The 23814-nt window shown below is 64.1% G+C and carries 22 protein-coding genes; 5 read left to right on the top strand and 17 right to left on the bottom strand.

Going from position 1 to position 23814, the window contains the following annotated elements:
- Positions 1–27 precede the first annotated feature (27 nt).
- The gene (locus tag NKH60_RS20960; RefSeq protein ID WP_352873168.1) at positions 28–1608 is read right to left on the bottom strand and encodes an ABC transporter substrate-binding protein; all 1581 of its coding nucleotides are present in this window, start codon (positions 1606–1608) and stop codon (positions 28–30) included.
- 32 nt (positions 1609–1640) lie between these two features.
- On the bottom strand, positions 1641–2354 hold the full coding sequence (locus tag NKH60_RS20965; protein ID WP_352834670.1) for a FadR/GntR family transcriptional regulator: 714 nt from the start codon (positions 2352–2354) through the stop codon (positions 1641–1643).
- A 97-nt stretch (positions 2355–2451) separates the two neighbouring features.
- Between NKH60_RS20965 and NKH60_RS20970 the strand changes: the two genes are divergently transcribed.
- From NKH60_RS20970 to NKH60_RS20980, 3 genes are read left to right on the top strand one after another with little or no spacing between them, the layout of a single operon-like run.
- Positions 2452–3423, top strand: a complete 972-nt coding sequence (locus tag NKH60_RS20970; protein ID WP_352834673.1) for a Gfo/Idh/MocA family protein — start codon at positions 2452–2454, stop codon at positions 3421–3423.
- On the top strand, positions 3420–4415 hold the full coding sequence (locus NKH60_RS20975; RefSeq protein WP_352834676.1) for a Gfo/Idh/MocA family protein: 996 nt from the start codon (positions 3420–3422) through the stop codon (positions 4413–4415). The genes NKH60_RS20970 and NKH60_RS20975 overlap by 4 nt, the downstream gene beginning before the upstream one ends.
- A complete protein-coding gene (locus tag NKH60_RS20980) occupies positions 4405–5355 on the top strand; it encodes a dihydrodipicolinate synthase family protein (RefSeq protein ID WP_352834678.1) in 951 nt (316 codons plus the stop codon). Before NKH60_RS20975 ends, NKH60_RS20980 begins: the two co-directional genes overlap by 11 nt.
- A gap of 34 nt (positions 5356–5389) precedes the next feature.
- Here NKH60_RS20980 and NKH60_RS20985 read toward each other — a convergent pair whose 3' ends face one another.
- Both NKH60_RS20985 and NKH60_RS20990 read right to left on the bottom strand, forming a co-directional pair.
- Positions 5390–6337, bottom strand: coding sequence for an LLM class flavin-dependent oxidoreductase (locus NKH60_RS20985; RefSeq protein ID WP_352834679.1), 948 nt, complete (start codon positions 6335–6337; stop codon positions 5390–5392).
- A gap of 130 nt (positions 6338–6467) precedes the next feature.
- A complete protein-coding gene (locus tag NKH60_RS20990) occupies positions 6468–6623 on the bottom strand; it encodes a hypothetical protein (protein ID WP_023678176.1) in 156 nt (51 codons plus the stop codon).
- Positions 6624–6887: 264 nt separating this feature from the next.
- Between NKH60_RS20990 and NKH60_RS20995 the strand changes: the two genes are divergently transcribed.
- Positions 6888–7655, top strand: a complete 768-nt coding sequence (locus NKH60_RS20995; RefSeq protein WP_352834681.1) for an SDR family NAD(P)-dependent oxidoreductase — start codon at positions 6888–6890, stop codon at positions 7653–7655.
- Between the two features lie 14 nt (positions 7656–7669).
- Here NKH60_RS20995 and NKH60_RS21000 read toward each other — a convergent pair whose 3' ends face one another.
- From NKH60_RS21000 to NKH60_RS21045, 10 genes are all read right to left on the bottom strand, one after another.
- Positions 7670–8614, bottom strand: coding sequence for an ABC transporter permease (locus tag NKH60_RS21000; protein ID WP_352574549.1), 945 nt, complete (start codon positions 8612–8614; stop codon positions 7670–7672).
- Positions 8611–9666, bottom strand: coding sequence for an ABC transporter permease (locus NKH60_RS21005; RefSeq protein ID WP_352834684.1), 1056 nt, complete (start codon positions 9664–9666; stop codon positions 8611–8613). The genes NKH60_RS21000 and NKH60_RS21005 overlap by 4 nt, the downstream gene beginning before the upstream one ends.
- Entirely contained in the window at positions 9666–11156 is a 1491-nt protein-coding gene (locus tag NKH60_RS21010; RefSeq protein WP_502898597.1) for an ABC transporter ATP-binding protein, read from the bottom strand. Before NKH60_RS21010 ends, NKH60_RS21005 begins: the two co-directional genes overlap by 1 nt.
- Before the next feature lie 274 nt (positions 11157–11430).
- Positions 11431–12462, bottom strand: coding sequence for a BMP family protein (locus NKH60_RS21015; RefSeq protein ID WP_352683733.1), 1032 nt, complete (start codon positions 12460–12462; stop codon positions 11431–11433).
- A 152-nt stretch (positions 12463–12614) separates the two neighbouring features.
- Complete coding sequence (gene pcaF, locus NKH60_RS21020; protein ID WP_352873173.1) at positions 12615–13820, bottom strand: 3-oxoadipyl-CoA thiolase; 1206 nt, start codon at positions 13818–13820, stop codon at positions 12615–12617.
- A gap of 142 nt (positions 13821–13962) precedes the next feature.
- Positions 13963–14724 carry an SDR family NAD(P)-dependent oxidoreductase gene (locus tag NKH60_RS21025; protein WP_352834687.1) on the bottom strand — a complete coding sequence of 254 codons (762 nt, stop codon included), beginning with the start codon at positions 14722–14724 and terminating at the stop codon, positions 13963–13965.
- 12 nt (positions 14725–14736) lie between these two features.
- Positions 14737–15549 (bottom strand): ABC transporter permease, encoded by an 813-nt coding sequence (locus tag NKH60_RS21030; protein WP_352834690.1) that lies wholly within the window; start codon positions 15547–15549, stop codon positions 14737–14739.
- Positions 15549–16412 (bottom strand): ABC transporter permease, encoded by an 864-nt coding sequence (locus NKH60_RS21035; protein WP_352451300.1) that lies wholly within the window; start codon positions 16410–16412, stop codon positions 15549–15551. Before NKH60_RS21035 ends, NKH60_RS21030 begins: the two co-directional genes overlap by 1 nt.
- A 76-nt stretch (positions 16413–16488) precedes the next feature.
- A complete protein-coding gene (locus NKH60_RS21040) occupies positions 16489–17652 on the bottom strand; it encodes an ABC transporter substrate-binding protein (protein ID WP_352470751.1) in 1164 nt (387 codons plus the stop codon).
- Positions 17633–18763: an ABC transporter ATP-binding protein gene (locus tag NKH60_RS21045; protein WP_352540866.1), complete on the bottom strand. Its 1131-nt coding sequence runs from the start codon at positions 18761–18763 to the stop codon at positions 17633–17635. Before NKH60_RS21045 ends, NKH60_RS21040 begins: the two co-directional genes overlap by 20 nt.
- A 114-nt stretch (positions 18764–18877) precedes the next feature.
- Between NKH60_RS21045 and NKH60_RS21050 the strand changes: the two genes are divergently transcribed.
- Complete coding sequence (locus NKH60_RS21050; RefSeq protein ID WP_292657193.1) at positions 18878–19690, top strand: helix-turn-helix domain-containing protein; 813 nt, start codon at positions 18878–18880, stop codon at positions 19688–19690.
- Positions 19691–19698: 8 nt separating this feature from the next.
- Here the strand turns inward: NKH60_RS21050 and NKH60_RS21055 are convergent, their stop codons facing one another.
- The 3 genes from NKH60_RS21055 to NKH60_RS21065 form a co-directional block, all read right to left on the bottom strand.
- Complete coding sequence (locus NKH60_RS21055; protein ID WP_352834696.1) at positions 19699–21768, bottom strand: 3-hydroxyacyl-CoA dehydrogenase NAD-binding domain-containing protein; 2070 nt, start codon at positions 21766–21768, stop codon at positions 19699–19701.
- A gap of 121 nt (positions 21769–21889) precedes the next feature.
- Complete coding sequence (locus tag NKH60_RS21060; RefSeq protein WP_352456288.1) at positions 21890–22837, bottom strand: ABC transporter permease; 948 nt, start codon at positions 22835–22837, stop codon at positions 21890–21892.
- 2 nt (positions 22838–22839) lie between these two features.
- Positions 22840–23814 carry an ABC transporter permease gene (locus NKH60_RS21065; protein WP_023678190.1) on the bottom strand — a complete coding sequence of 325 codons (975 nt, stop codon included), beginning with the start codon at positions 23812–23814 and terminating at the stop codon, positions 22840–22842.

Below are 23814 nucleotides of genomic sequence, written 5' to 3' on the forward strand. Positions count from 1 at the left end.
CCGCCTGCTCGCTTGCTTGCGGGTTTCTTACTGGATGTCCCAGCGCTCGGGGTGAGCTGCGTAGGGGCCGCCGCCCGGCGCCGGCGTCCAGACGAAGTCATGCAGCTTGTTGGAGGCTACGCCATAGCGGTTGGCCACCCACAACGTCGCCCAGGGTAGCTCCTTGTTCATCACCTTGCAGATCCCCTGCCAGGATTGATCGAGCTTGGCCGGATCGGTTTGGCCTAGCGCGGCGTCCAATGCGGTGCTCAGATCGTCGAACTCGATGCGCATGGTGTTGAAGCCTGCCGGCGGGATCTGCGACTTGTTGAGGCCGGGATTGAGGCCGGCCGGGTTGGGGCCGTTCTGCAGGCCGGCATAGACCATCGGAAAGGCGTTCCAGTCCGGCGTGCCTTGCTTGTAGACGATGCCGTTGTAGGTCGGCGTATCGACGACCCGCGGCACCACATTGATGCCGACCTCGGCCAGCATCGACTGGACAGCGGCCATCACATTGGCCGCTTGCGGCGAGCCGTAATAGGTCAGCAAGGTGATCGGCTTGTCGCCGTTGATCTTGTCCCAGCCGGCCTCGCTCAGCAGCGCCTTGGCCTTTGCCGGATCGTAGGCATAGGGTTCGAGGCCTGCGGGAACGAGATGCGGCGCGACATAGCCGCAATTGGCTGGCTCGGCGGCACCGCCGTAGAGGCTGTCGATGATGGCGTTGCGATCGATCGCGTACATGATCGCCTGGCGGACACGGATATCCCTAAACAGGTCGACCTTCTGGTTCAGGCCGATATAGTTGACCACGTACGAGGCACCTTCGATCACCTTGAAATTGCTGTCGCTCTTGAACGATGCCGCATCGTCGGGCTCGACATAGGTGAACTGGATTTCGCCGGCACGGAGTGCGGCAACGGCCGCCGCCGGCGACTCGAAATAGCGGTTGATGAGCACGTCTACCTTCGGCTTGCCGCCGCGATAATCGTCATCGGCTGCCAGTTCGACATATTGGTCGGTCACGTAGCGCTTGAACTTGAACGGGCCGGTGCCGACCGGTGTGGTCGACCACCAGGTGCTTGTCGCCAGCGATTCCGGCGGCAGAGCGGCCAGGGCATGCTCCGGCAGGATCATCAGCTGCGAGAGGATGGATAGAAACGAGCCGTTCGGTTTCGATAGCTTCACCACTGCGGTGTGGTCATCCGGCGCATCGATCGAGGCGATGTCGGCGAGGCGGGCGGCAAACAGGCTGCCGGAGGCCTTGTTCCTGGCAAGCTCGAGGGTGAACTTGACGTCCTTCGAGGTGAACGGCTTGCCGTCGTGCCAGGTCTCGTTGACCAGGTTGAACGTATAGCTCAGCTGGTCGTCGCTGATCTTGTAGTCCTTGGCGAGGTCGCCTTCGATCTCGGTCAGCCCGGCATTGTAGATGACCAGCGGTTCAAAATAGGTGCTGAGCCAGGTGTAGCCGCCGGTCGCGACCAGCGGGTTGAAGTTCTTGGGAAAACCGCCGGGGCCGACGTCGAAGCCGCCCGCAATGGTCTTGGCGCTTTGTGCCTGGACACTGGTCAATGGGGCAATGCTGGCGAGCAGCAGCCCGGCGACTGAGAATGCGATGGTCCTGATGCGCATGGTTTCCTCCCTTGGCATAGTCAGGTTGTTCTTCAGCTTGCTCGGTTTTTGGCGATAACCCGCTGGATCCCCCGGTAATGGTCATCGAGCCGCCGACGCGCCTGGTCGACATCCTTGGCGGCGACAGCCTCGACGATCTCGTGATGGTCGCGCCATGTCGCCAGCGGCGTCGGATTGTCGAGATTGGTGAAATTCGAGGCCTTGTTGAACGCCATCCAGAAGATGTCGATCAGCGCGCTCAGCATGCGATTGTTCTGGCAGCGGAACAGCAGCTGATGGAATTGCTGGTCCTCTTCGGCGAAGCTCTCATGGCGCTCGGCACGTTGCCGCATGCGCTCGGTCAACTGGCGCAGCGCTTCGATATCTTCGGCGCTGATCATCTCGATCGTCTTGGCGATGAGGCCGGTTTCCAGCACGCGACGGATTTCGCGCAGCTCTTCGACGTCGCGCAGCGAATCCTGCAAACCGTAGGCCAGGTTGTCCAGCAGCGGCTTGAACGAGAACTCCTTGACGAACACGCCGATGCCGCGTCGCGTCTCCAGGATGCCGATCGATTCCAGCGCCTTGATGGCTTCGCGCACGGAGTTGCGGCCGACGCCGAGCCGCTGCGCCAGGAACGTCTCCGGCGGCAAAGGATCGCCGGCCTTGAGCTGGTTGCTTTCGATATAGGCCCTGAGGCTTTCCTGCACGGTGACGTGCAGCAGCGGTGGTCTGCTCAACGGTTCGATCGACTTCAGTTCCGCCATCCCACTGCTTTCATCATCCGCTGAAGCTTGCCCGCCGCTTGTCGTATAGCCACTTGTAGGATATCCTGCAAGCCCATAGCAAACGTGCTGCCTCCGAATGAAGATTATCCTCGCCGGCTCGAGCCACTGGCACGCCGAAATGCACCTCGACGCCGCACGCTTTCACGGTGCGGAGATCGCCGGTATCTGGGACGAGAACCCTGGCCAAGCGCATGCGTTCGCCGCGCACCACGACCTGCCGTTTATCGAAGATTTCAAGGAGATACTCTCCAGCCCGCCGGATGTGATCCTGTTGATGGGGCACCCTTCGATGGTGCCGGCGCGGGCACGTGCGATCATCGCGGCAAGGATACCGCTGATCCTGGAGAAGCCGGCGGCCAGCCATACGAGGGAACTGATGGCGCTGCGCGACCTTGCCAGGCAGTACCAGGCTTTTGTCGCTGTTCCCCTGCCCAACCGTTTCGGGCCGGCCGTTGCCGGCCTTGAACGGCTGCGCCGGCAAGGTCGCGCCGGCCCCGTGGCGCATTGCCAGTTCCGGCTGGTCAACGGCCCACCGCAACGCTACATCGCCGACGGTGTCGCCTGGGTGCTCGACCCGGCGGTTGGTGGCGGGGGTGCGTTGAGGAATCTCGGCATACACGGCGTCGACGCGGCACTCAGCCTCGCAACCGGCAAACTCGGCCTGAAAAGCGTTTCGATCGCGAACCGCATCCATCCCGGCCCGGTCGAGGATCACGCACTTCTGGTGCTGGAAGACGAGGCCGGCGCGCTGTTCATCGTCGAGGCCGGTTACTCCTTTGCTTCGATGCGCCCCGGCGGTGACTTCGAGTGGCGCATCGTCAGTGCCAATGCCACCCTCATCGATCATGGCGACCATGTTATCTGCGCAACGCTCGACGACGCGGCAATCGTCGACTTGCCGGTCGAACTGCCGGCAACGCGCTACCGTCTGTTCATACGCGATACGCTTGACCGGCTGGCCAGAAAGGCGCCTCCGCCGGTGTCCATCGAAGATTATGTTGCGGCGATGTCGCTGATCGACGCCGCTTATCAAAAGGCAGGACCATGATTGGAATAGGAATTATCGGCGCCGGCGATTTCGGCGCAGCCCATGCGCGGGCAATCCGTGAGGTTGGCGGCATTCGCCTCGTCGCCGCCTCTCGAGGAAATGCCGACGCACTGCAGCAATTCACCGCTGAACATGGCGGCCGCGGCTACGCGGACTGGCGAAGGCTGCTGGACGACAAGGAGGTCGATGCGGTCCTCATTGCCAGCCCGCACCATCTCCATGCCGAAATGGCCATCGGCGCGGCAAAGGCCGGCAAGCATATCCTGCTCGAAAAACCTATGGCGCCGACGGTGGCTGCCTGCGATGCGATCAACGCCGCCGTGGCCAAGGATGGCGTCAAGCTGATGGTCGCCCACCTGATGCATTTCGCCCTGCCCTGCATGGCGGCCAGGCAAATTCTGGAGGAAGGCGAGCTCGGCCGGCCGCTCGCCGGATCGAGCTGGATCATCAAGCTGTGGATGGAGCACAATCGCCGCGACTGGCATCTGCGCAAGGCGACCGGCGGCGGCATGCTGTTGACGGCCGGCATCCACGCGGTCGATCGCCTGGTCTGGCTGATGGATGACGATGTCGTGTCGGTGAGCGGCATGCTCGGCGCCAAGTTCCATGACCAGGAAGCAGACGACAGCGCTCTGCTCGGATTGCGCTTCGCCGGCGGCGGCATCGGCCAGGTGCAGAGCGTCGGCTATCGCACCGGCGCCACCACCTATGCCATGGATCTGGTCTGCGAGCGGGGAACGCTGCGCATCGACATGGACCGCGGCACCATGCTTGGCCGCGAGACGGTCTGGACCGAGCTGCCCGGTTCCTTTGAGCCGAACTGGATGCATAACGCGCTGGTGCGCGAATGGAGCGCAATGCGCGATGCCATTGCCGATGACACGCCGGTGCCGGTCGACGGCATCTATGCGCGCAAGATCGTCGCCATTATCGAGGCTGCCTTCGCGTCGAACGAAACCCGCCGCGAACACGAGATCGCCGGTGGACGCTGACCTCGACGACCATCTGGCCCGCTTGCCCGCACACGCACCGCGCGGCATCTGGGGCGCGGTGATGCTGGCCATCGACGATCGCGGAGCGATCGACTGGCAGGCGACGGAAGAGACGATCGCCCGGCTCTGCGCCTCAGGCATCGACGGCGTCTATTCCAATGGCACGGCCTGCGAATTCCATTGCCAGACCGAGCCCGAATTCGACCGGCTTTGTGAGTTGGTCGCAACCATAGCCGGCCGCGCGCGCCTTCCTTTCCAGATCGGCATCAGCCAGTCCAATCCGCGCGTCGCGCTCGAGCGACTGACGCGGGTCGCCGGACTTCGCCCGGCGGCGGTGCAGTTCACGCTGCCCGACTGGTGGCCGCCCAGCGACGACGAGGTCATGCGCTTTGCCGGCGGCCTGTGCGAGGCCGCGCCTGAAACACCGCTGGTGCTCTACAATCCGCCGCACGCCAAGCGCCACCTGACGCTCGACGGCATCGCCAGTCTGCGTGCGGCCGTGCCATCGCTGGTCGGCGCCAAGCTGCCGGGCGGCGACGCCGGCTGGTATGCCGACATGCGCCGCAAACTGGACGGATTTTCCGTCTTCGTCCCCGGCCACACGCTGGCAACAGGCTATGCTGGAGGTGCCCATGGCAGCTATTCCAACGTTGCCTGCCTCAACCCGAAGGGCGCGGTGCAGTGGTGGCAGATGATCCGCACCGACATGGTCGCAGCTGCCGAGGTCGAGGCCCGCATATGGGCGTTCCTCGCCGCACATGTTCTACCGTTTCGCACCCGTTACGATGTCAGCGATGCAGCACTCGACAAGGCGATGGCGGCGGCCGGCGGCTGGGCGCCGCTCGGTCCGCGATTGCTCTGGCCCTACAACTCGGTTCCCGACGAGGAGATCCCGACGCTGGCCAAGGCCGCTTACGCGGCTTTCCCGGAATGGTGGTAGACCCGTCACCAAGGCGCGGGACGACGGTGGCTCTTCAGCAGCCGGCGCGTGCTCCCTGTGTCGCGCGTGACGCAAACGCCCCCGGCTGAGGGACATCGGCCTCGCGCCGTGCCAGTGAATTGCGCAAGAGCGCGATCGCCTCGCGGCCGGCGGTCGCAATCTCGCGTGGCCTGTCGACGCCGACGATCATGAACTCCTTGATCCCCAAAGCGGCGTAGGAAAGCAGCGACAGCGCGACCTGCGCCGGCGGCCCGGCAAGTTCGAGCGCCTTCTGGCAGGAAGCGGCCGATTTGTCTTCCGAACGGATTCGGACGGGAAGCGCGAAACGCAGCTTGCCGGCCCGGCCGTGTTCGGCAGCAGCGCCGCGTACGCGCTCCATTGACTGGTGAATTTCTGCAAGCGAGCCAGGCGCCAGCTCGAACACGTCCGCATGCCTGCCCGCGACCCTGAGCGCAGTGCCCGACTGCCCGCCCATGCGGATGGTCACATCGGCACCATGCGGCCCCTTGCGCGGCACATAGCCGCCTTTGATGCTGTAAAAGGTGCCTTCATGGTCGAACGGCCTGTCGTTCGACCACAACCGCTTCAGCAGCACCAGATATTCATCAATGCGTTGCCAGACCACTGTGTGGCCGGCCGGACGTGCCTCGGCATCGTCGTCGCTCAGCGGCTCGCTGAGCATCCTGAGCGACAGCCGGCCACCGCTTCTCGCGTCGAGGGCAGCGAGCTGCCGCGCCGCCACGGTTGGTTCGATCACGCCTGCCCAATGCGTGAGCACGACCTCCAGGGACGAGGTCCGGTCCAGCGTCTGGGCGGCAAGGTCCATATTGGTCAGCAGCCCGGCCTGGTCGTCGATGACGATCCTCTGGAATCCAGCATCCTCGATCAGTGACAGCTTCGTCGCGGTCTCGACAAAGTCATAGAAAAAGCTGGCGTCGGCAGCGTGGATCTTACCGGGAACATGCGTGAACTCGATCGGCATTGCCATCTCCTCCATCACGTTGGAATCAGGGCGCGCAAATGCACACCGGCATTCGGTTCATCAACTCCGGAATTTCTGCAAACGGCAGGCCGCTATCCCGAGGAAGCCTCGATGATCAGAGCCTTGACAATCAGGGGATCAGCCCCAGTACCACTGCCCCGGTGAATACAAACGCAAGGGCAAAGACGAGATAGGCGAAAGCACCGGCATAGGCCGGCCGCCACACCTGGTCGGAACCCAGCCTTTGGCCTTTGCGGGCAGTCTGAGCGTTCTGGCTATAGGACATATCGACCTCCGTCTCGGCGCTTAATCTATAAAATCAGTAGACTTTGTCGAGTGCTATTTTCGCGCGATCCTTAGAACAATTTTCTCCAAACGGCGGACAAGTTAGTGCTTTTACTGCTTAGCGCTGCCTTTTGCGGCATGCCGGGGTGACGGCAGGAAACGTCAGGTCCATGTGTCTGTGGCTCCTTGGCCATCCAATGGATGAGGGATAGCATCGCTTCAGCGGAAAGCCGCGACGTCACGGCAAGGCAGCAGGGAGCAAACCATGGGGACAAGACTGGCCGGCAAGGTCGCCATCATTTCGGGTGGCGCGACAGGAATGGGCGGTGCGGCCTCGGAGCTTTTCGCGGCCGAGGGCGCCAAGGTGGCGATCGTCGACCGCAACGGCGAAGCGGCGGCGGCCACCGCAGCGGCAATCAGGCAACGCGGCCATGTCGCCGAACACTGGGTCGCCGACGTATCGGATGAGGCACAGGTCGAAGCGGCGGTGAAGGGCGCGACGGAAAAATTCGGCCCGGTCACGGTTCTGTTCAACCACGCCGGCACCCTCGTCATCAAACCCTTCCTGGAGACCACGCTGCAGGAATGGGACTGGCTGCATGCCGTCAATGTGCGTTCGATGTTCCTGATGGCGCGCGCCGTGCTGCCCGGCATGATCGCCGCCGGCGGTGGTTCCATCGTCTGCACCTCGTCGATCTCGGCGGTGGCGGCGACGCCGATGGAGGTGCTTTACGACACCACCAAGGGCGCCTGCCACATGTTCGCGCGCGCCATCGCCGTCGAGTTCCGCGACCGCAACATCCGCTGCAATGCGGTCTGTCCAGGCTTCATCAGGACACCGCATGGCCTGCGCGAGGTCGCCGATCTCGACAAACTCGGCGTCGATGTCTCCGACGCGGCAATGGCGGCGCAACAAGGGCGGATCGGCGAGCCGGAAGAGGTCGCGAAGGCAGCCCTGTTCCTGGCCAGCGACGAGGCCAGCTTCGTCAACGGCGCCCATCTGTTCGTCGATAACGGCTTCACCGCGATGTGAAAGGCGAAGCGCCGCTACCGCTCTTCGCGCCGGAACGGCTTGAGCAGCGCCGACGGGGCCACCGCATTGCGCGACATCACCGCCATAGCGACGATGGTGAAGATGAACGGCAGCATCAGGAAGGCCTCGTAGGGGATATGGCCAAGCCCGCTCGCCTGCATGCGCAACTGCAGGGCATCGACGAAGGCAAACAGCAGTGCCGCGCCTGCCGATCGCCACGGATCCCAGCGGCCGAAAACGACGAGCGCGATTGCCACCCAGCCACGCCCCGAAACCACGCCGAAGGTGAAGGCGTTGAATTGCGCCATCGACAGGAAGGCACCGGCCAGTCCCATCAAGGCACCGCCGAGGATCACCGCCTGGAAGCGTGTTGCAATGACGCTGACGCCGGCCGAATCGGCGGCGCGCGGGTTTTCGCCGACCATGCGGACCGACAGGCCCCAAGGCGTGCGGTAGAGCACGAAGGCGGCCAGGGGAATGGCCAGCATCGCCATGTAGACCAGCGAAAACTGGTTGAACACCGCCGGCCCGAGCACCGGAATGCCGGACAGGATCGGGATCGGCAGCGTCTCGAACCCCTTGATGTTCGGTGGCACCGATTGCTGGCCGAAGATCAGCCGGTAGAGGAAATAGGCAAGGCCCGACGAGAACAGCGTCACGCCGATGCCGCAGACATGCTGGCTGAGGCCGAGCGCAACCGTGAACAGCGCGTGCACGGCGCCCATCAGCGCCCCGGTCAGCACCGCCGCTAGCACGCCAAGCCAGAGGCTGCCGCTGAGGCTCGCCGCGGTGAAGCCGGTCATCGCCGACAAAAGCATGATGCCTTCGATGCCGAGATTGAGCACCCCCGCGCGCTCGGAGAACATCTCGCCCAGCGTCGCGAAGGCCAGCGGCGTGGCGATGCGGATGATGGCGGCCAGGAAGCCGACCTGGAAGATCTGTTCCAGCACCACGCTCATTTGGCTATTCCCACGCGACGGATGCGATAGGCGGTGAACAGCAGCGCCACCAGCATGGCGAGCAGCGCCGTTCCCTGGATGACATCGCTGAGGAAGGCCGGAACGCCGGTCGCCCGCGACATCGCCTCGGCGCCGGTCATGACGGCGGCAAGGAAGATCGCCGCCGGCACGACGCCGAGCGGATTGAGCCTCGCCAGCATGGCGACGACGATGCCGGAATAGCCATAGCCCGGCGAGATGTCGCTCATCACCTGGAAATGCACGCCGCCGACCTCGCCGACGCCGGCAAGGCCGGCCAATGCGCCAGACAGCAGCGCCGTCGAAATCAGCACCCGCTCGACATTGATGCCGCCATAGCGCGCCGCCTCGGGGTTTTCGCCGGTGACCCTGATGCGGAAGCCGAGCGTGGTGCGCGCGACCACGAACCAGATGACCGGTGCCGCGACCAGCGCCGCGACGACGCCGAGATGCAGCCGTGTGCCTTCGAGCAGCACCGGAAAATTGGCCGTATCCTCGATCGGCGGCGAGATCGGGTAGCCGCTGAAACTGTCCTTCCATGGCCCCTCGATCAGCGCCATCAGTGCATAGAAAATGACCGAGTTGAGCAGCAGTGAGCTGACCACGTCATCGACCCTGAATTTTACCCTCAGCGTGGCGGGGATCAGGGCGACGGCCGCGCCGGCGGCAGCGCCCGCCAGCGCCATCAGCAGCATGGCGAGCGGCCCCGGCATCGGGATTGCACCGACGGCACAGCTCGCCGCCGCACCAGCCAGCAATTGCCCTTCGGCGCCGATGTTCCAGAATTTGGCGCGGAAGGCGACCGCCACGGCCAGTCCGGTGAAGATCATCGGCGCGGCACGCACCAGCGTTTCGGTGATGGCGTAGCTGTCGCCCAAAGACGCCGAAAACATAACGCCATAAGCCTCGACGACGCCGGCGCCGGCCAGTGCGATGAGGCCGCTGCACAGGATCAGCGTCGCGCCGATAGCGAGCAGCGGCAGCGCCAGATTGAACCAGGCGGGCGTTGAGGTGCGGGCCTCGAGACGGAACATCAGGCATGGCCCTCCGCTCCGGTCATCATCAACCCGAGTCTGGCGATGCTGGCGTCGGCGCTGTTCAGCGTGCCGACGATGCGGCCTTCATACATCACCGCGATACGATCCGAGAGCATCAGCAACTCTTCCAGATCCTCGCCGATGACAATGATGCCGCAGCGCTTGGCGCGCATGTCGAGGAATTTTTCGTGGATGAAGCGCGCGGCGCCGATGTCGAGGCCGCGAGTCGGCTGCGAAACGATCAGCACCTTCGGATCGAAGGCGAGTTCGCGCGCCAAAAGCGCCTTCTGCAGATTGCCGCCGGAAAGCGCCCCGGCGCGCGTCATCGGCCCGGGGCAACGTATATCGTAGGCTTTGATCTGTGCCTCGGCGAAGGCGCGGATCCCATCCGGCTTGAGCAGGCCGTTGCGGCTGAACGCCGCCGTGCCGATGCGCGGCAGCACCATCGAATCGGCGAGCGGCAGATTGGTGACCAGCCCTGTCGTCATACGGTCTTCCGGGATGCGGCCGAGGCCGAGCGCCTGCACTGTGCTCGGCGAGAACCGCGAAACCGTTTTGCCGGCTATGGTCATCTTCCCGGCATCGGGCGCACGCACGCCGGAGATGACCTCGGCAAGCGCGCGCTGGCCATTGCCGGAGACGCCGGCGATGCCGAGGATCTCGCCGCCACGAACCGACAGCGAAACATCGCGCAGCGCCATGCCGGAATGATGCGATGTCGAGATACCGTCGAGGGTCAGCACGGCCGCACCCGGCATCGACGGTCCTCTGGCCGGAGGCACGATCTCGTGGCCGCACATCAGCCGCGCCATCTCCGACGACGTGGTGCTGGCCGGCGCATCGACGCGGCCGGCAACGCGCCCATGCCGGAGCACGACGCAGCGATGCGTCAGCGCTCGCACCTCGTTGAGCTTATGCGAGATGAAAATGATGCCGAGCCCTTGTGCCGCCATCGAGCGCAGCGCCGAAAACAGCCCGTCGACCTCGGTTGGTGCCAACACCGCCGTCGGCTCGTCGAGGATCAGCAGCCTTGCGCCGCGAAACAGCGCCTTGACGATTTCGAGCCGCTGTTGCTCGCCGACCGACAGCGCCGAGACGGGGAGGTCCGGGTCGAGCGTCAGCCCGTGCTGGCGGCCGATCTCGGCGAGCCGCGCCAGCCCGCCGGCGCGGTCGATCCGGCCCGATCTGCCGGGAATGCCGATCAAGAGGTTCTCCAGCACCGAAAGCCGTGGTGCGAGATGAAAATGCTGGTGCACCATGCCGATGCCGACGGCCAGCGCATCGGCCGAACTGTTGATCGCCACCGACCGGCCCTGCACCAGGATCTCGCCGGCATCGGGCGCATAGGCGCCGAACAGCACGTTCATCAGCGTCGTCTTGCCGGCACCGTTTTCGCCGAGCAGCCCGAGGATTTCACCCGGCGCGACGCTGAGATCGACGGCCTCGTTCGCCTGGACGGCGCCAAAGCTCTTGGAGATGCCGCGCATTTCGATGAGAGGGGCAGGCGTTGACAAGGGTGCTCCCGATCGGAATTGGCTTTACGGTTCAGGTTTGATCGACGGGAATGCGCTGCACCCCCCTCTGGCCTGCCGGCCATCTCCCCCTCAAGGGGGGAGATCGGATGTCACTTCGGCTTTCGCAAATCGTCAGCGCTGAAGAAGAGGTGCTGTCGGCGAAGCTGCTAATCTCCCCCCTTGAGGGGGAGATGGCCGGCAGGCCAGAGGGGGGTGCGACAAGCACCGGACCCCCAAAAGACAGCGCTCAGTCCGAGACCGGCGTATTCTCATCGACGTCGACGCGGAAATTGCCGTCGAGGATCTCGGCCTTCTTCTTCTCGACCAGTTCCTTGACCTCGGCCGGCAGCGTCTTGTCGAACTTGTGGTAGGGCGCGAGATAGGAGCCGCCCTTGGCCATGCGCGAGAAATCGCCGTAATCCTGCGCGGTGAAGACGCCGGCCTTGACCAGCTTGATCGCCTGCTCGACGGTCGGATACATGTCCCAGACCGGCCCGGTGATCACGGTGTCGGGGCCGAGGCTCGACTGGTCCGACATGTTGGAGATAGCGAGGATCTTCTTCTCCGCCGCCGCTTCGATGACGCCGAAGCGCTCGGCATAGATGACGTCGACGCCGGCGTCGATCTGGGCGACCGCCGCTTCCTTTGCCTTTGGCGGATCGAAGAACGAGCCGATGAAGGCGACCTTCTTCTTGATGTCGGGATTGACCTCCCTGGCGCCGGCAAAGAAGGCGTTGACCAGCCGGTTCACTTCCGGAATGCCCATCGCCGCGACGGCGCCGATCGTGCCCGATTTCGACATTTTTCCGGCGATCATGCCGGACAGATAGGCCGGCTCGTGGATCCAGTTGTCGAAGACGCCGAAATTCGGCTCGGCCGGCCCGGCGCCGGAGCCGAACAGGAAGGCGGTCTTCGGGAACTGCTTGGCGGTCCTGCGCGATTCGCGCTCGGCGGCGAAGGCATCGCCCAGCACCAGCTCATAGCCGCCCTGCGCATATTCGCGCATGACGCGGCTGAAATCGGCCGTCTGCACCTTCTCCGACCATTTGTATTCGATGCCGAGTTCCTTCTCGGCCTTCTGCAGGGCAACGTGGATCTGGTTGTCCCACGGCTCCTCGATCGGCGTGGCGAAGATAGCCGCCACTTTCAGCTTCTTGGTCTTGGCAAAGGCGCTGCCCGGCAGCATCGCCGCCGCCAGGCCGAGCGCGCCCAGCTCCAGCACGTTGCGGCGCGAAAGCTCTTCGCGTTTCGATTGGATTCTGCTCTTCCCGTTGTCCATTGCATGCCCCTCTGATTGGCGCCGTGTCGAGCCGGCTCTCTTCTCTGGAATATCAGCGAAGGAACTATGGAACGGTGCCCGGCTTTTGTCCACATGGTCAAATTTGAGTGGGCGGAACGCGCCATTAAATGGTCCGGCAAATCGACGCTTGCTCACAATCTCTCCAGCGCCACCGCGATCCCCTGGCCGACCCCGATGCACATGGTGGCAAGTGCATAGCGGGCGCTACGTTCGCGCAGCTCCAGCGCCGCCGTGCCTGATATGCGCGCGCCGGACATGCCGAGCGGATGGCCGAGCGCGATGGCACCGCCATTCGGGTTGACGTGCTCCGCATCCTCGGCAATGCCGAGCTGGCGCAGCACGGCGATGCCTTGCGAGGCAAAGGCCTCGTTGAGCTCGACGACATCGAACTGTTGTGGCTTCAGGCCGAGCCGGGCACACAGCTTCTGCGTGGCCGGCACCGGACCGATGCCCATGATGCGCGGCGCGACGCCGGCGGTGGCACCGCCGAGGATACGGGCGATCGGCGTCAACCCGTATCTTTTCGCGGCTGCTTCCGAGGCGACGATCAGCGCCGCGGCGCCGTCATTGACGCCCGAGGCATTGCCGGCCGTAACCGTGCCGCCTTGCCGGAACGGCGTCGGCAACTTGGCCAACGCTTCGCTCGACGTGCCGCCGCGGGGATGCTCATCTCTGTCGACAACGACCGGATCGCCCTTGCGCTGCGCGATCGTCACCGGCGTGATTTCCTTTGCCAGCCGGCCATTGGCTTGTGCGGCTACAGCCTTGTCCTGGCTGCGCACGGCAAATGCGTCCTGGTCGGCGCGGGAGACAGCGAACTCTTCCGCCACGTTCTCGCCGGTCTCCGGCATCGAATCGACGCCGTATTGCTTCTTCATCAGCGGATTGATGAAGCGCCAGCCGATCGTGGTGTCGTAAATCTCGGCATTGCGCGAAAAGGCGGTCTCTGCCTTCGGCAGCACGAACGGAGCGCGGCTCATCGATTCGACGCCGCCTGATATCATCAGCTCCGCCTCGCCGGCCTTGATGGCGCGGGCAGCAATCATCACCGCATCCATGCCCGAACCGCAGAGACGGTTGACGGTCGAGCCCGAAACCTGCTTCGGCAGGCCGGCCAGCAGCAGCGCCATGCGCGCCACATTGCGGTTGTCCTCGCCGGCCTGGTTGGCGCAGCCATAGACGATGTCGTCGATGGCAGCCCAGTCGATGTTTGGATTGCGCTCGACCAGCGCCTTCAGAGGTATAGCGCCGAGATCGTCGGCACGGACCGCCGACAACGAACCGCCGAAGCGTCCGATCGGCGTGCGGATGTAGTCGCAGATATAGGCCTCGGCCATTATACAGCCTTCCCGGTTGCGCTGATGATTTCTGCTCCCGACCCAGCCATGTTGGCCGCATTCTCCTTGAGACGAAAGCACATCTCGCCGCCGGCCGTTAGGCCAAAGAGAATTTCAGCTGCCGCCCGCCGGGAGCGGCGGATCAGCCGATGCTTTCTCCACCGTCGATCACCAGCGCCTGGCCGGTCATGAAGGACGAGCGGTCGGAGACGAGGAACAGGATCGCTTCGGCGATTTCCTCCGCGCTGGCCCAGCGCTGCATGGGAATTTTGGTGCGGACATAGTTCTCGATCGCCGCCCGCCCGCCCATCTGCGCGATGAACGGCTCGTTGAAGGGCGTATCGACCCAGCCGGGGCACAGCGCGTTGATGCGGACATTGTGTTTGGCATAGTCGAGCGACATCTGCCGGGTCATCGCCACCACTGCATGTTTTGACGTTGCGTAGGCGATCATTTCGCGGTCGTAGAACACACCCGAATTTGAGGCGGTATTCAGGATCACCCCGCCGCCTTGCGCGATCATCGACGGCATGACCAGCCTGGCCGCCAGGAACTGCGCCCGCACATTGATCCGCCAGGAGGCATCCATGCCGTCGGCGCCGACTTCGGTCAGCGTGCCGCCGACCTGGATCCCGGCATGATTGTGCAGGATGTCGATCCGCCGATGCCGGCCCAGCGTTCTCGCAATGAGCTGCTCGACCGCCGCATCCTCGCCGACGTCGGTGGCGACGGCCTCGGCCCGACCGCCGGCCGCACGAACGTCGGAAGCGGTTGCTTCCCCCGCCGCCTGGTCCCTGTCGGCGATCACCACGAGCGCACCTTCCCTGGCCATCATCATGGCCCCGGCACGCCCGATCCCCGACCCGGCACCCGTCACCACGGCGATGCGATCTCTCAGAATCATGTTTTTTATCTTTCAGTGTGATGGTTTTCGTTGCCGCAGTTGCCATTGGGCAACCACCACGAGCACAACGGAGGCGACGAGCACGATCGTCGCGATGGCATTGATCTCCGGCGTGACCCCGCGCCGGATCGAGGCGAAGACATAGATCGGCAACGTCGTCTGTGCGCCGGCGACGAAGAAAGCGACGATGAAATCGTCGAAGGAGAATGTGAAGGCGAGCAGGAAGCCGGCGATCACCGCCGGCATGATCTGCGGCAACACGATGCTGCGGAACGTCGTCAGCGGGGTGGCGTAAAGATCGCTCGAGGCCTCGACCAGATTGCGGTCGAGGCTGCCGAGGCGCGTGCTGACAATCATCGCCACCAGCGCCATCGAAAACAGCCCGTGCGCGGCGATGATCGAGCCATAGCCGAGCGCCAGGCGCGGTGGCTGGTCGTTCGGCCACAGCGAAGCGACAAACGGGTTGACCACCCCGAATAGCTGGACCAGCGCGACCAGCGTCGAGATGCCGATGACGACACCAGGAACGACGATCGCAGCACCCAAAAGCGCATCGAACACGGCTCGCGTCCGCGCGCCGACACGCGCCAGGCCAAGCGCGGCGGCCGTGCCGCACAGCGCCGCCAGCAAGGCGCTGGTCGTGGCGATGAACAGGCTGTTCTTCAGCGCTTCGACCAGGAACGGGTTTGCCAGTGCCTTGCCGTACCATTGCACCGAGAAGCCAGTGAACTCGCTGGCGTGGTGGCCGGCGTTGAACGAAAACAGCACCACCAGCGCGATCGGCAGGTAGAGAAAGGCAAAGACCGCAACGACGAAGGCACGCATCAGATCAGGTCCACCCGGCGGGCACCCGAAAGCCGGGTCGAAATGCGGTTCGCGGCAAGCAGCACGACCACTGAAACCGCCACAAGTGTGATGGCGATTGCCGATCCGAATGGCCAATTGCGCGATTGCAGGAACAGATCGACCAGCGCGTTGCCGATGAAGAAGACCTTGCCGCCGCCGAGTAGCGTCGGGATCAGATATTCGCCGAGCAGCAGGATCATGACCAGCGAGAAGCCGGTCATCACACCTGGCAGCGACAGCCGCAGCGTCACGCCGAGGAATGTCGAGATCGGCGTCGCGCCGAGATCGGCGGAGGCCTCCAGCAGCCGGCGGTCGAGCCGCTCGAGGCTGACATAGATCGGCAGGATCATCAGCGGCAGATAACCATAGACGATGCCGAGCAGAACCGCTCCCGGCGTGTTGATCAGCCGCACGTCCTCCATCCCGACATAGGCCAGGAGAGCTGGGATGCCGCGCCCGCCAAGCACATACATCCAGGCATAGGTTCGCATCAGCAGGCTGGTCCAGAACGGGATGACGACAAGTGCCAGCAGGATCAGCCGCCACCGTTCCGGTGCGCGCAAAGCGAGGTAATAGGCGACCGGATAGGCAACGAGAAGACAGGCCAGTGCGCCCGCCGGCGCCAGCACCATGGTGTTCCAGAAGGCGGTCGCCCGCGCCGGAAGATTGGCAAACTGCGCCAAGGTGAAAGCGGCCTGATAGCCGCCTTCCGGCGCCCGCTCGCCGACGCTGAAAACGGCAATCGCCACGAACGGCAAAACTAAAAACACCACCAGCCACGCAGTTGCTGGACCGAGCAGCAGGGCGGTCAGGAGATTGTGACGAAGGACATTGCTGCGCATTGAAAAAACCGCCCCGGTGCCGGCGGACATCTGTCCGCCGGGGAGTTGCCTGCAACGAGCCTGTGGCCTGCCAGGTTCAAGCCGACTTGAAGCGTGCCATCAATTCGGCCCGGCCCGGATCGGTTAGCGTTGCAGCCGCACCGAATTCGAGCGGCTTCAGCAGATCCGCCGCCGGATAGAGGATCGGATTGTCCAGCACCTCCTTGGGCAGCAGCGCATTGACCCGCGCATCGGTGGAAGGCGCGCCGTTGGCCAGGTGCTCCTTGACCGCGACTTTCGGGTTCATCAAATAGTTGAGCAAGGCATAGCCGGCAGGCTTGTTCGGCGCATCCTTGGGTATTGCGTAGAAGTCGGTCCAGATCTCGCCGCCTTCCTTGCCAAGCACGTAGGCGATTTCGGGGATGTCGCGGTGGAGCTGCGCCCCGTCATTGGTCCAGCACATCGTCATCCAGGCGTCGCCGGCACGCATCGACGGCTGGTAGTCGCTGGAGACCGCGAACAGATGCGGCTTGACCTTCAGCAGCAATTCCTCCGCCTTGGCGAGTTCGTCCGGCTTCAGCGAGTTGAACGAGAAGCCGAAATATTTCAGCGCGTTGCCGATCGTGGTCAGCTGGTAATCATGAACCATGGTCCGGCCGTCGCCCTCCGCCATGGCCGTGTCCCAGAATTCCTTCCAGCTTGTCATCGGCTTGGTCAGTTTCTTGGTGTTGACGGCAAAGCCGGTGGTGCCCCAATTCTTCGGCACCGCGTAGGTCACGCCATCGATCGTGCCTTCCCCAGTGAAGCGCGGGTCTTCTTGCGAGCCGTCATAATTGGCAAGCTTGGCCATATCCAGCGCCTCGATGATGCCAAGCTTCTTGTAAGTCGAGATCGTGTAGTTGGTCGGAACGAAAAGGCTCCAGCCCGAGGCGCCGGCCTGCAGCTTGGCCAGCATCTCCTCGTTTGACCCGAACACGTTCACCTCGACGGCAACGCCGGTTTCGGCCTTGAAATTCTCGAACGTCGCCGGGTCGTGATAATTGGGCCAGGTGGCAATCGACATGCGGTCGCCAAGCCCCTCCTGGGCGAAGGCTGGCGACGGCATGATGCCGAGTTCGCGGGCCATTACTGCCGTTGCGATGCCTAGGCCGGTGAGGCCAAGGAACTCGCGGCGGCCGATGGAACCGCGCTTGAGGCGCATCAACTGGTCGACGAATTTTTCAGGGCTTATCGGCAGTCCGTCACGATACGATTTCGACATTTTTGTTTTCCCTCTGGTTGGTCCCGTTATTCTCCGGAAACGCCAGCGGCGTTCCGGCTGTAAAGCCGACGGCGACGGGTTCACCCGGCTTGAAGAGATTTCCACCGCCAACCAGATGATCGGCCTTGGCGAGCAGTGTCCCGATGCCTTGGACCTCGATTGCATATTCCGCGGTGGAACCGAGAAAGATCCGGTTGCGGACAAGCCCGTTCAGCCGGCCGCTTCCGGGCGCGCCGAGACTTAAGGATTCAGGACGCAGGCTGACCGAGACGGCTTCGCCCTGGGCTAGCGAAGTGCGCTTGCGCGCGGCGATGACGGTGCCGTCGGCAAGCGCTATCTCGACGAGCTTGCCCGAGAGCCCGACGACCTTGCCGCTCAAGAGATTGGTCTTGCCGACGAAATCGGCGACGAAGAGGTCGGCGGGTTCATCGTAGATTTCGCTCGGCTGCCCAAGCTGGACGATGCGCCCGCCATTCATGACGCAGACGAAATCGCTCATCGACAGTGCCTCTTCCTGATCGTGGGTGACCAGGACGAAGGTGATGCCGATCTCGCGCTGCAGGTTCTGCAGCTCTATCTGCATGTCGGTGCGCAGCTTCTTGTCGAGCGCCGCCAGGGGCTCGTCGAGCAGCAGCACCGCCGGCTTGTTGACCAGCGCCCGCGCCAGGGCGACACGCTGCTGCTGGCCGCCGGAAAGCTCATGGATCTTGCGGCGTCCATAGCCCGCAAGCCGAACCATGGCGAGCGCCTCGCCTGCCTTCAGGCTGATCTCCCGCGACGACAGGCGCGGCCGCGCCTGGCGTAGGCCATAGGCGACGTTGTCCGCCACATCCAGATGCGGAAACAACGCATATTGCTGGAACACCATGTTGACCGGCCGCCGATAGGGCGGCGTGCCGGCCATGTCGCGGCCACGGATGAATACCACACCTTCGCTTGGCTGTTCGAAACCGCCGATCATGCGCAAACAGGTTGTCTTGCCGCAGCCGGACGGCCCGAGCAACGCGACAAAGGCAGACGGCGGGATGGCAAGATCGATGCCGCTGACCGCGATCACGCTGCCGTAGCGTTTGGTGACCCCGCGAAACTCGATGTCGGGCACTGCGGTCAAAGCTGCGGGCTCCAGCGGCTAGTTGGTCTCGAAACGCTATCAGAGCCAATGGCGGCTAGTATATACCTCCCAGGTGGTATATTTCGTCTATTTTCTCGTATGGAGGGGTATGAATTGGGCGTTTCACGCAGCGATGAATACAGCCGGCTCGCTGCGCTCATCGCAGCGACGCGGGAGACGAGCGGCGAGCTTTTCGGCAAGGCGATGGTCGCCTGGCTCCGCCAGCATGTCAGCTTCGATCATTGCGTGATCTTCGGCTATCGCGGCGCCTCACGCCCGCCGCTGCTGTTCGAGACATTCTCGCCGGCCGAAAGCCACGTCTTCGTTGCGCTCTATCAGGAAGGGCCTTATCTGCTCGATCCGTTCCACCATGCGGCAGTCGAGCGCAAGGAAGGCTTTTGGCGCATGCGCGAATTGGCGCCGGATCGCTTCTATGCCAGCGAATATTACCGCTCCTATTACAGCCAGACCAGGCTTGCGGAGGAGGTCGGCTTTTTCGTGCCGCTGCCGGGAAAGGACGCGCTGGTGGTCTCGCTAATGCGATTGCGCGCTTCGGGGCCGTTCGGAACCGCCGATGCCAGGTTGCTGCGCGACATGGCGCCTGCGGTGATCAGCCTCGTCAGGCTGCGCTGGCCTACCCTTCCGGCTGACGGACCGGTTGGGACGAAGCAAGACGAGGCGATTGCTCCGGTCAGTGAGTTCGAACGTGCTCACATCTGGAAGAGCCTTTCGCTCACGCCGCGCGAACAGCATGTCGTCGATCTGGTGCTTCAGGGCCATTCCACGGAATCGATTGCCAGGGCGATGCGCATCGTGCCGGGAACCGTAAAAGTTCATCGCCGCAACATTTACCGCAAGCTCAAGATAAAGTCGCAGGCGGGTCTGTTCGCGCGTTTTGTCGAGATCATGGACGCACGGATTCGGTAGTCCCAAGTTCAGCCGGCAGCGCCGTCCCAGGAACCGGTTTCGGCCATTTGCCTGAGCCGGGGTGCCACTCGAAAGACATCCTTGCCGGTCTGCTGGTGCCAGTGATCCAGCCGCTGGATGATCTTGTCCACGCCTTCGAGGCTCGCCCAGAACATCGGCCCGCCCTTGCCGACCGGGAAGCCGTAGCCGTTGACCCAGACGACGTCGATATCGGAGGCGCGGGCGGCAATCTTTTCCTTGAGGATTTTGGCGCCCTCGTTGATCATCGGATAGAGCGTCCGCTCGATGATCTCCTCGGCGCCGATCGCGCGCGGTGCAACACCGCGCTCGGCAGCCTTGTTGCGGATCAGCGCCTCGACATCGGGATCGGGCAGCGGCGTGCGCGAACCGCCTTCATAGCGATAGAAGCCGCTGCCGGTCTTCTGGCCGAAATGTCCCTGTTCGCACAACGCATCGGCGATCACGGCCGTCTGGCCACGCGCCTTGCGGTTGCGCCAGCCTATGTCGAGGCCGGCGAGATCGCTCATCTCGAACGGCCCCATCGGCCAGCCGAAATCGGTGAACACCTGGTCGACCTGGCGCGGCATTGCGCCTTCGAGCAGAAGCGTCTCCAGTTCCGCACCGCGCGCCGCCAGCATGCGGTTGCCGACGAAGCCGTGGCAGACGCCGACAACGACCGGCACCTTGCCGATCCGCCGTGCCAGATCGACGATGGTCGCCAGCACGTCGGTCGAAGTCTTGTCGGCGCGGACGATTTCCAAAAGCTTCATGACGTTAGCCGGCGAAAAGAAATGCATGCCGAGGAGATCTTGCGGCCGCGACGTCGAAGCGGCGATTTCGTTGACGTCGAGATAGGAGGTGTTGGTGGCGAGGATCGCGTCCGGTTTGGCCACGGCATCGAGCCTGCCGAAGACCTCCTTCTTGACCGCCATCTCCTCGAACACGGCCTCGACGATCAGGTCGCAATCGGCAAGATCGGCATAGTCGGTGGAAGCCTTGAACAACCCAAGCCGTTGGCGCTTGGCGTCTTCGCTCAGCGAGCCGCGGATGACGGAAACGGCATAATTCTTGTTGATCGTCGCCAGCCCGCGCTGCAAGGCCTCGTGTGTCGCTTCCAGCAAGGTCACGGGGACGCCGCCGTTGGCGAACGCCATGGCGATGCCGCCGCCCATTGTGCCGGCGCCGATGACGCCGACCCGGGCGATCTTGCGCCTGGCGACGTCCTTGCCGGCAATCTTTGCCGCCTCACGTTCAGCGAAGAACAGATGCCGCTGCGCGCGTGATTGGTCCCCGGCGACAAGCTTGACGAACAGGTCGCGCTCCGCCGCCAGCGCTTCGTCGAAGGGCAGCGTCAGGGCGTTGCGGACCGACTGCGCACAGGCGATCGGCGCCTCGAGGCCGCGTGCTTTGCCGGCAAGCACTGCCGCTTCCTTGTCGAACGCCGGCAAGTCGGCCTGGTCGAGGCGATCATTGCGGTCGCGCACCGGCGTGAACGGACCGCCTTTCGCGGCCGTTTCGTTGGCGAAACTCACCGCTTGCGCGGTCAGGTCGCCATCGAAGACGGCATCCACCAGGCCGGCGGCGAGCGCCTCGGCCGCACCGATCGGCGTTCCCGAAACGATCATGCTGAGTGCCTTCAGCGGACCAACCAGGCGCGGCAGGCGAACCGTGCCGCCGCCGCCCGGCAGCAGGCCGAGCTTGACTTCCGGCAGGCCGAGCCTTGCCGTTCGGTCGGCAACACGGAAATGGCAGCCGAGTGCCAGTTCCAGGCCGCCGCCGAGCGCAGTGCCGTGAATGGCCGCGACCGTCGGCTTGGCGATGGTTTCCAGCATGGCGACTAGGGCGCCCAGGTCCGGTTGCCGCGCCGGCTTGCCGAATTCGGTGATGTCGGCGCCGGCGACGAAGGTCCGCCCGGCGCATGCTATCACGATTGCTCCGACCGACGGCTCGTCGCGCAGGGAAAAGAGCGCCTGCATCAGCGGCTCGCGCACATGGAAGCTCAGCGCGTTGACCGGCGGATTGTCGATGCTCACCACCGCGACGTTGCCGTGCCTTGTAGTGCTGACGAAATCGGACACGCAAACCTCACGCAATGATGTTGGCCAATAGCGCGACGGGATTTACAGCGCTGGCATGCGGATGGGAACCACGTGTTTTGCGGGCCGCATCGATATCCCCTCGCCGCCGGGTGGCCTTGCCTTAGCGCAGCGCCTTCTGCCCACCGGCGGCGGTGATGACGCCGACGATGATCAGCCCGGTCAGCACCAGGCGGACGCCGACGCTGACGCCGAACGTGTTGAGCATGGTCAACAGCAGCACCAGGAACAGCGCCGCGCCCCAGACCCCCGGCACATTAGCCTTGCCGCCCGCCACCGACGTGCCGCCGATGACGACGACGGCGATCGAGGCCAGCAGATACTCATTGCCGATATCGACATTGGCGCCGCGGAAATAGCCGGCGAGCAGTGCGCCGTCGAGGCCGCCGAGCGCGCCCGACAGCGTGTAGGTGAGGAAGCGGGTGCGGCCGACATTGACGCCGGCCAGCCAGGCAGCGCGGATGTTCTGGCCGATCGCCAGCACCGAGCGTCCGTAGATCATGCGCTGCAAAACGATGCCGGCGCCGATGGTGAACAGCACGGTGAGGATCGCCAGCACCGGAATGCCGAAGATCTGCCAGTTGGTGAAATCGGCAAAGCCCGGCGGCGGCTTGATCTGCAGGCCCCGCCCATAGCTGATATCGACCGACTGGATGACGAAGCTGGCCGACAGCGTCGCGATGATCGGCGGAATGCGCAGCGCCCAGATCAGCAGATAGTTGACGGCGCCGATCGCCATGCCGCAGGCAAGCGCTGCCAGCAGGCCGACCGCGATCATCGCATCATTGCCGTCCATGACCTTCATGGCGACGGCGCTGGCAAGGCCGATATTGGCCGGCAGCGACAGGTCGACATTGCCCGGCCCGAGCGTGATGACGAACATCTGCCCGACGCCGACGATGACCGTGAAGACGGCGAGCGACAGCGCCGCCGTGATCATGCCGCCGCCGCCATAGCCGCCGGTGAAGGCGATGGTCGCCAGCCACACCAGCAGCGCCCCGAAAAACGACCAGATCCAGGGTCTGGCGAGCAGTGTCCGCAGCGATGCCATGCTCACCTCTCCCTGCGGCTGATCAGCACCCGCGCCGCCAGCACGATGATCAGGATGGCGCCGTTGGCGGCCACCTGCCAGTCGGGCGGAATGTGCATGAACGTCAAGAGCGGCGATGCCGCCAGCGCCAGCGTCAGCGCGCCGATGACGGCGCCGATCGGCGACACCCGGCCGCCGACGAACTCGCCGCCGCCGAGGATGACGCCGGCGATCGAAAGCAGCGTGTAGCCATTGCCGATATTGGCATCGGCCGAGGTGGTGATGCCGATCAGCGCCATGCCGGACAAAACGCCGAACAGGCCGGTCAGCGCAAACAGCGCGATCTTGGTGCGCAGCAGCGACCAGCCGGCGCGCTTGAGTGCGGCTGAATTGCCGCCCGATCCACGCAGGATGACGCCGTAGGAGGTGCGCATCAGGCCAAAATGGACGACGGCTGCGATCAGCAATGCCGCGATGATCGGGAACGGAATGAAGGGTGGCTTGAAGGCCATCAGCGCCAGCAGCCAGTCCGGCGCCTTGCCGCCGGGCTTGGGCAGGATCAGGATGGCCATGCCCTGCCAGACAAAACTCATGCCGAGCGTCACCACGATAGAGGGCAGGTTGCGCAGATGGATCAGCGCGCCGAGCAGCGCGTAGACGCCGATCGACCCGAGCAGGATCACGACGCCGAGCAGCGGCGCGTCCTTCAGCCATGTCGCCGTCACGCAGCCGACGAAGCCGACAAAGGTGCCGATCGACAGATCGAGCTCGTTGCCGGCGATGACGAACATCTGCGCGATCGTCGCCAGAGCGATCGGGATCGCCAGATTGAGCATCAGGCTGAAACCGAAATAGCTGATGGCGCGCGGGTTGAGCCAGGCGATGGCGATGAGCACCAGCGCCAGCGACAGTGCCGGCAGCAGGCTGCGCAGCATGCGCGCCCGCCTCGTGGCGCGAGCCGAAGATTTTAGCCCATTCTCGACGGATACCGCTGTCAT

Source organism: Mesorhizobium sp. M1006, assembly GCF_040318825.1.
In the GTDB taxonomy this organism is placed as follows: domain Bacteria; phylum Pseudomonadota; class Alphaproteobacteria; order Rhizobiales; family Rhizobiaceae; genus Mesorhizobium.

Excerpts from the sequence above, each read along its gene's own strand:
- NKH60_RS21060 (WP_352456288.1), bottom strand. The coding sequence starts at position 22,837 with ATGGCATCGCTGCGGACACTGCTCGCCAGACCCTGGATCTGGTCGTTT.
- NKH60_RS20985 (WP_352834679.1), bottom strand. The coding sequence starts at position 6,337 with ATGCCGATCGAGTTCACGCATGTTCCCGGTAAGATCCACGCTGCCGAC.
- NKH60_RS20970 (WP_352834673.1), top strand. The coding sequence starts at position 2,452 with ATGAAGATTATCCTCGCCGGCTCGAGCCACTGGCACGCCGAAATGCAC.
- NKH60_RS20995 (WP_352834681.1), top strand. The coding sequence starts at position 6,888 with ATGGGGACAAGACTGGCCGGCAAGGTCGCCATCATTTCGGGTGGCGCG.
- NKH60_RS20975 (WP_352834676.1), top strand. The coding sequence starts at position 3,420 with ATGATTGGAATAGGAATTATCGGCGCCGGCGATTTCGGCGCAGCCCAT.
- NKH60_RS21000 (WP_352574549.1), bottom strand. The coding sequence starts at position 8,614 with ATGAGCGTGGTGCTGGAACAGATCTTCCAGGTCGGCTTCCTGGCCGCC.
- NKH60_RS21035 (WP_352451300.1), bottom strand. The coding sequence starts at position 16,412 with ATGCGCAGCAATGTCCTTCGTCACAATCTCCTGACCGCCCTGCTGCTC.
- pcaF (WP_352873173.1), bottom strand. The coding sequence starts at position 13,820 with ATGGCCGAGGCCTATATCTGCGACTACATCCGCACGCCGATCGGACGC.
- NKH60_RS21065 (WP_023678190.1), bottom strand. The coding sequence starts at position 23,814 with ATGACAGCGGTATCCGTCGAGAATGGGCTAAAATCTTCGGCTCGCGCC.
- NKH60_RS21005 (WP_352834684.1), bottom strand. The coding sequence starts at position 9,666 with ATGTTCCGTCTCGAGGCCCGCACCTCAACGCCCGCCTGGTTCAATCTG.
- NKH60_RS21010 (WP_502898597.1), bottom strand. The coding sequence starts at position 11,156 with ATGCGCGGCATCTCCAAGAGCTTTGGCGCCGTCCAGGCGAACGAGGCC.
- NKH60_RS20965 (WP_352834670.1), bottom strand. The coding sequence starts at position 2,354 with ATGGCGGAACTGAAGTCGATCGAACCGTTGAGCAGACCACCGCTGCTG.
- NKH60_RS20960 (WP_352873168.1), bottom strand. The coding sequence starts at position 1,608 with ATGCGCATCAGGACCATCGCATTCTCAGTCGCCGGGCTGCTGCTCGCC.
- NKH60_RS21025 (WP_352834687.1), bottom strand. The coding sequence starts at position 14,724 with ATGATTCTGAGAGATCGCATCGCCGTGGTGACGGGTGCCGGGTCGGGG.
- NKH60_RS21030 (WP_352834690.1), bottom strand. The coding sequence starts at position 15,549 with ATGCGTGCCTTCGTCGTTGCGGTCTTTGCCTTTCTCTACCTGCCGATC.
- NKH60_RS21015 (WP_352683733.1), bottom strand. The coding sequence starts at position 12,462 with ATGGACAACGGGAAGAGCAGAATCCAATCGAAACGCGAAGAGCTTTCG.
- NKH60_RS20990 (WP_023678176.1), bottom strand. The coding sequence starts at position 6,623 with ATGTCCTATAGCCAGAACGCTCAGACTGCCCGCAAAGGCCAAAGGCTG.
- NKH60_RS21040 (WP_352470751.1), bottom strand. The coding sequence starts at position 17,652 with ATGTCGAAATCGTATCGTGACGGACTGCCGATAAGCCCTGAAAAATTC.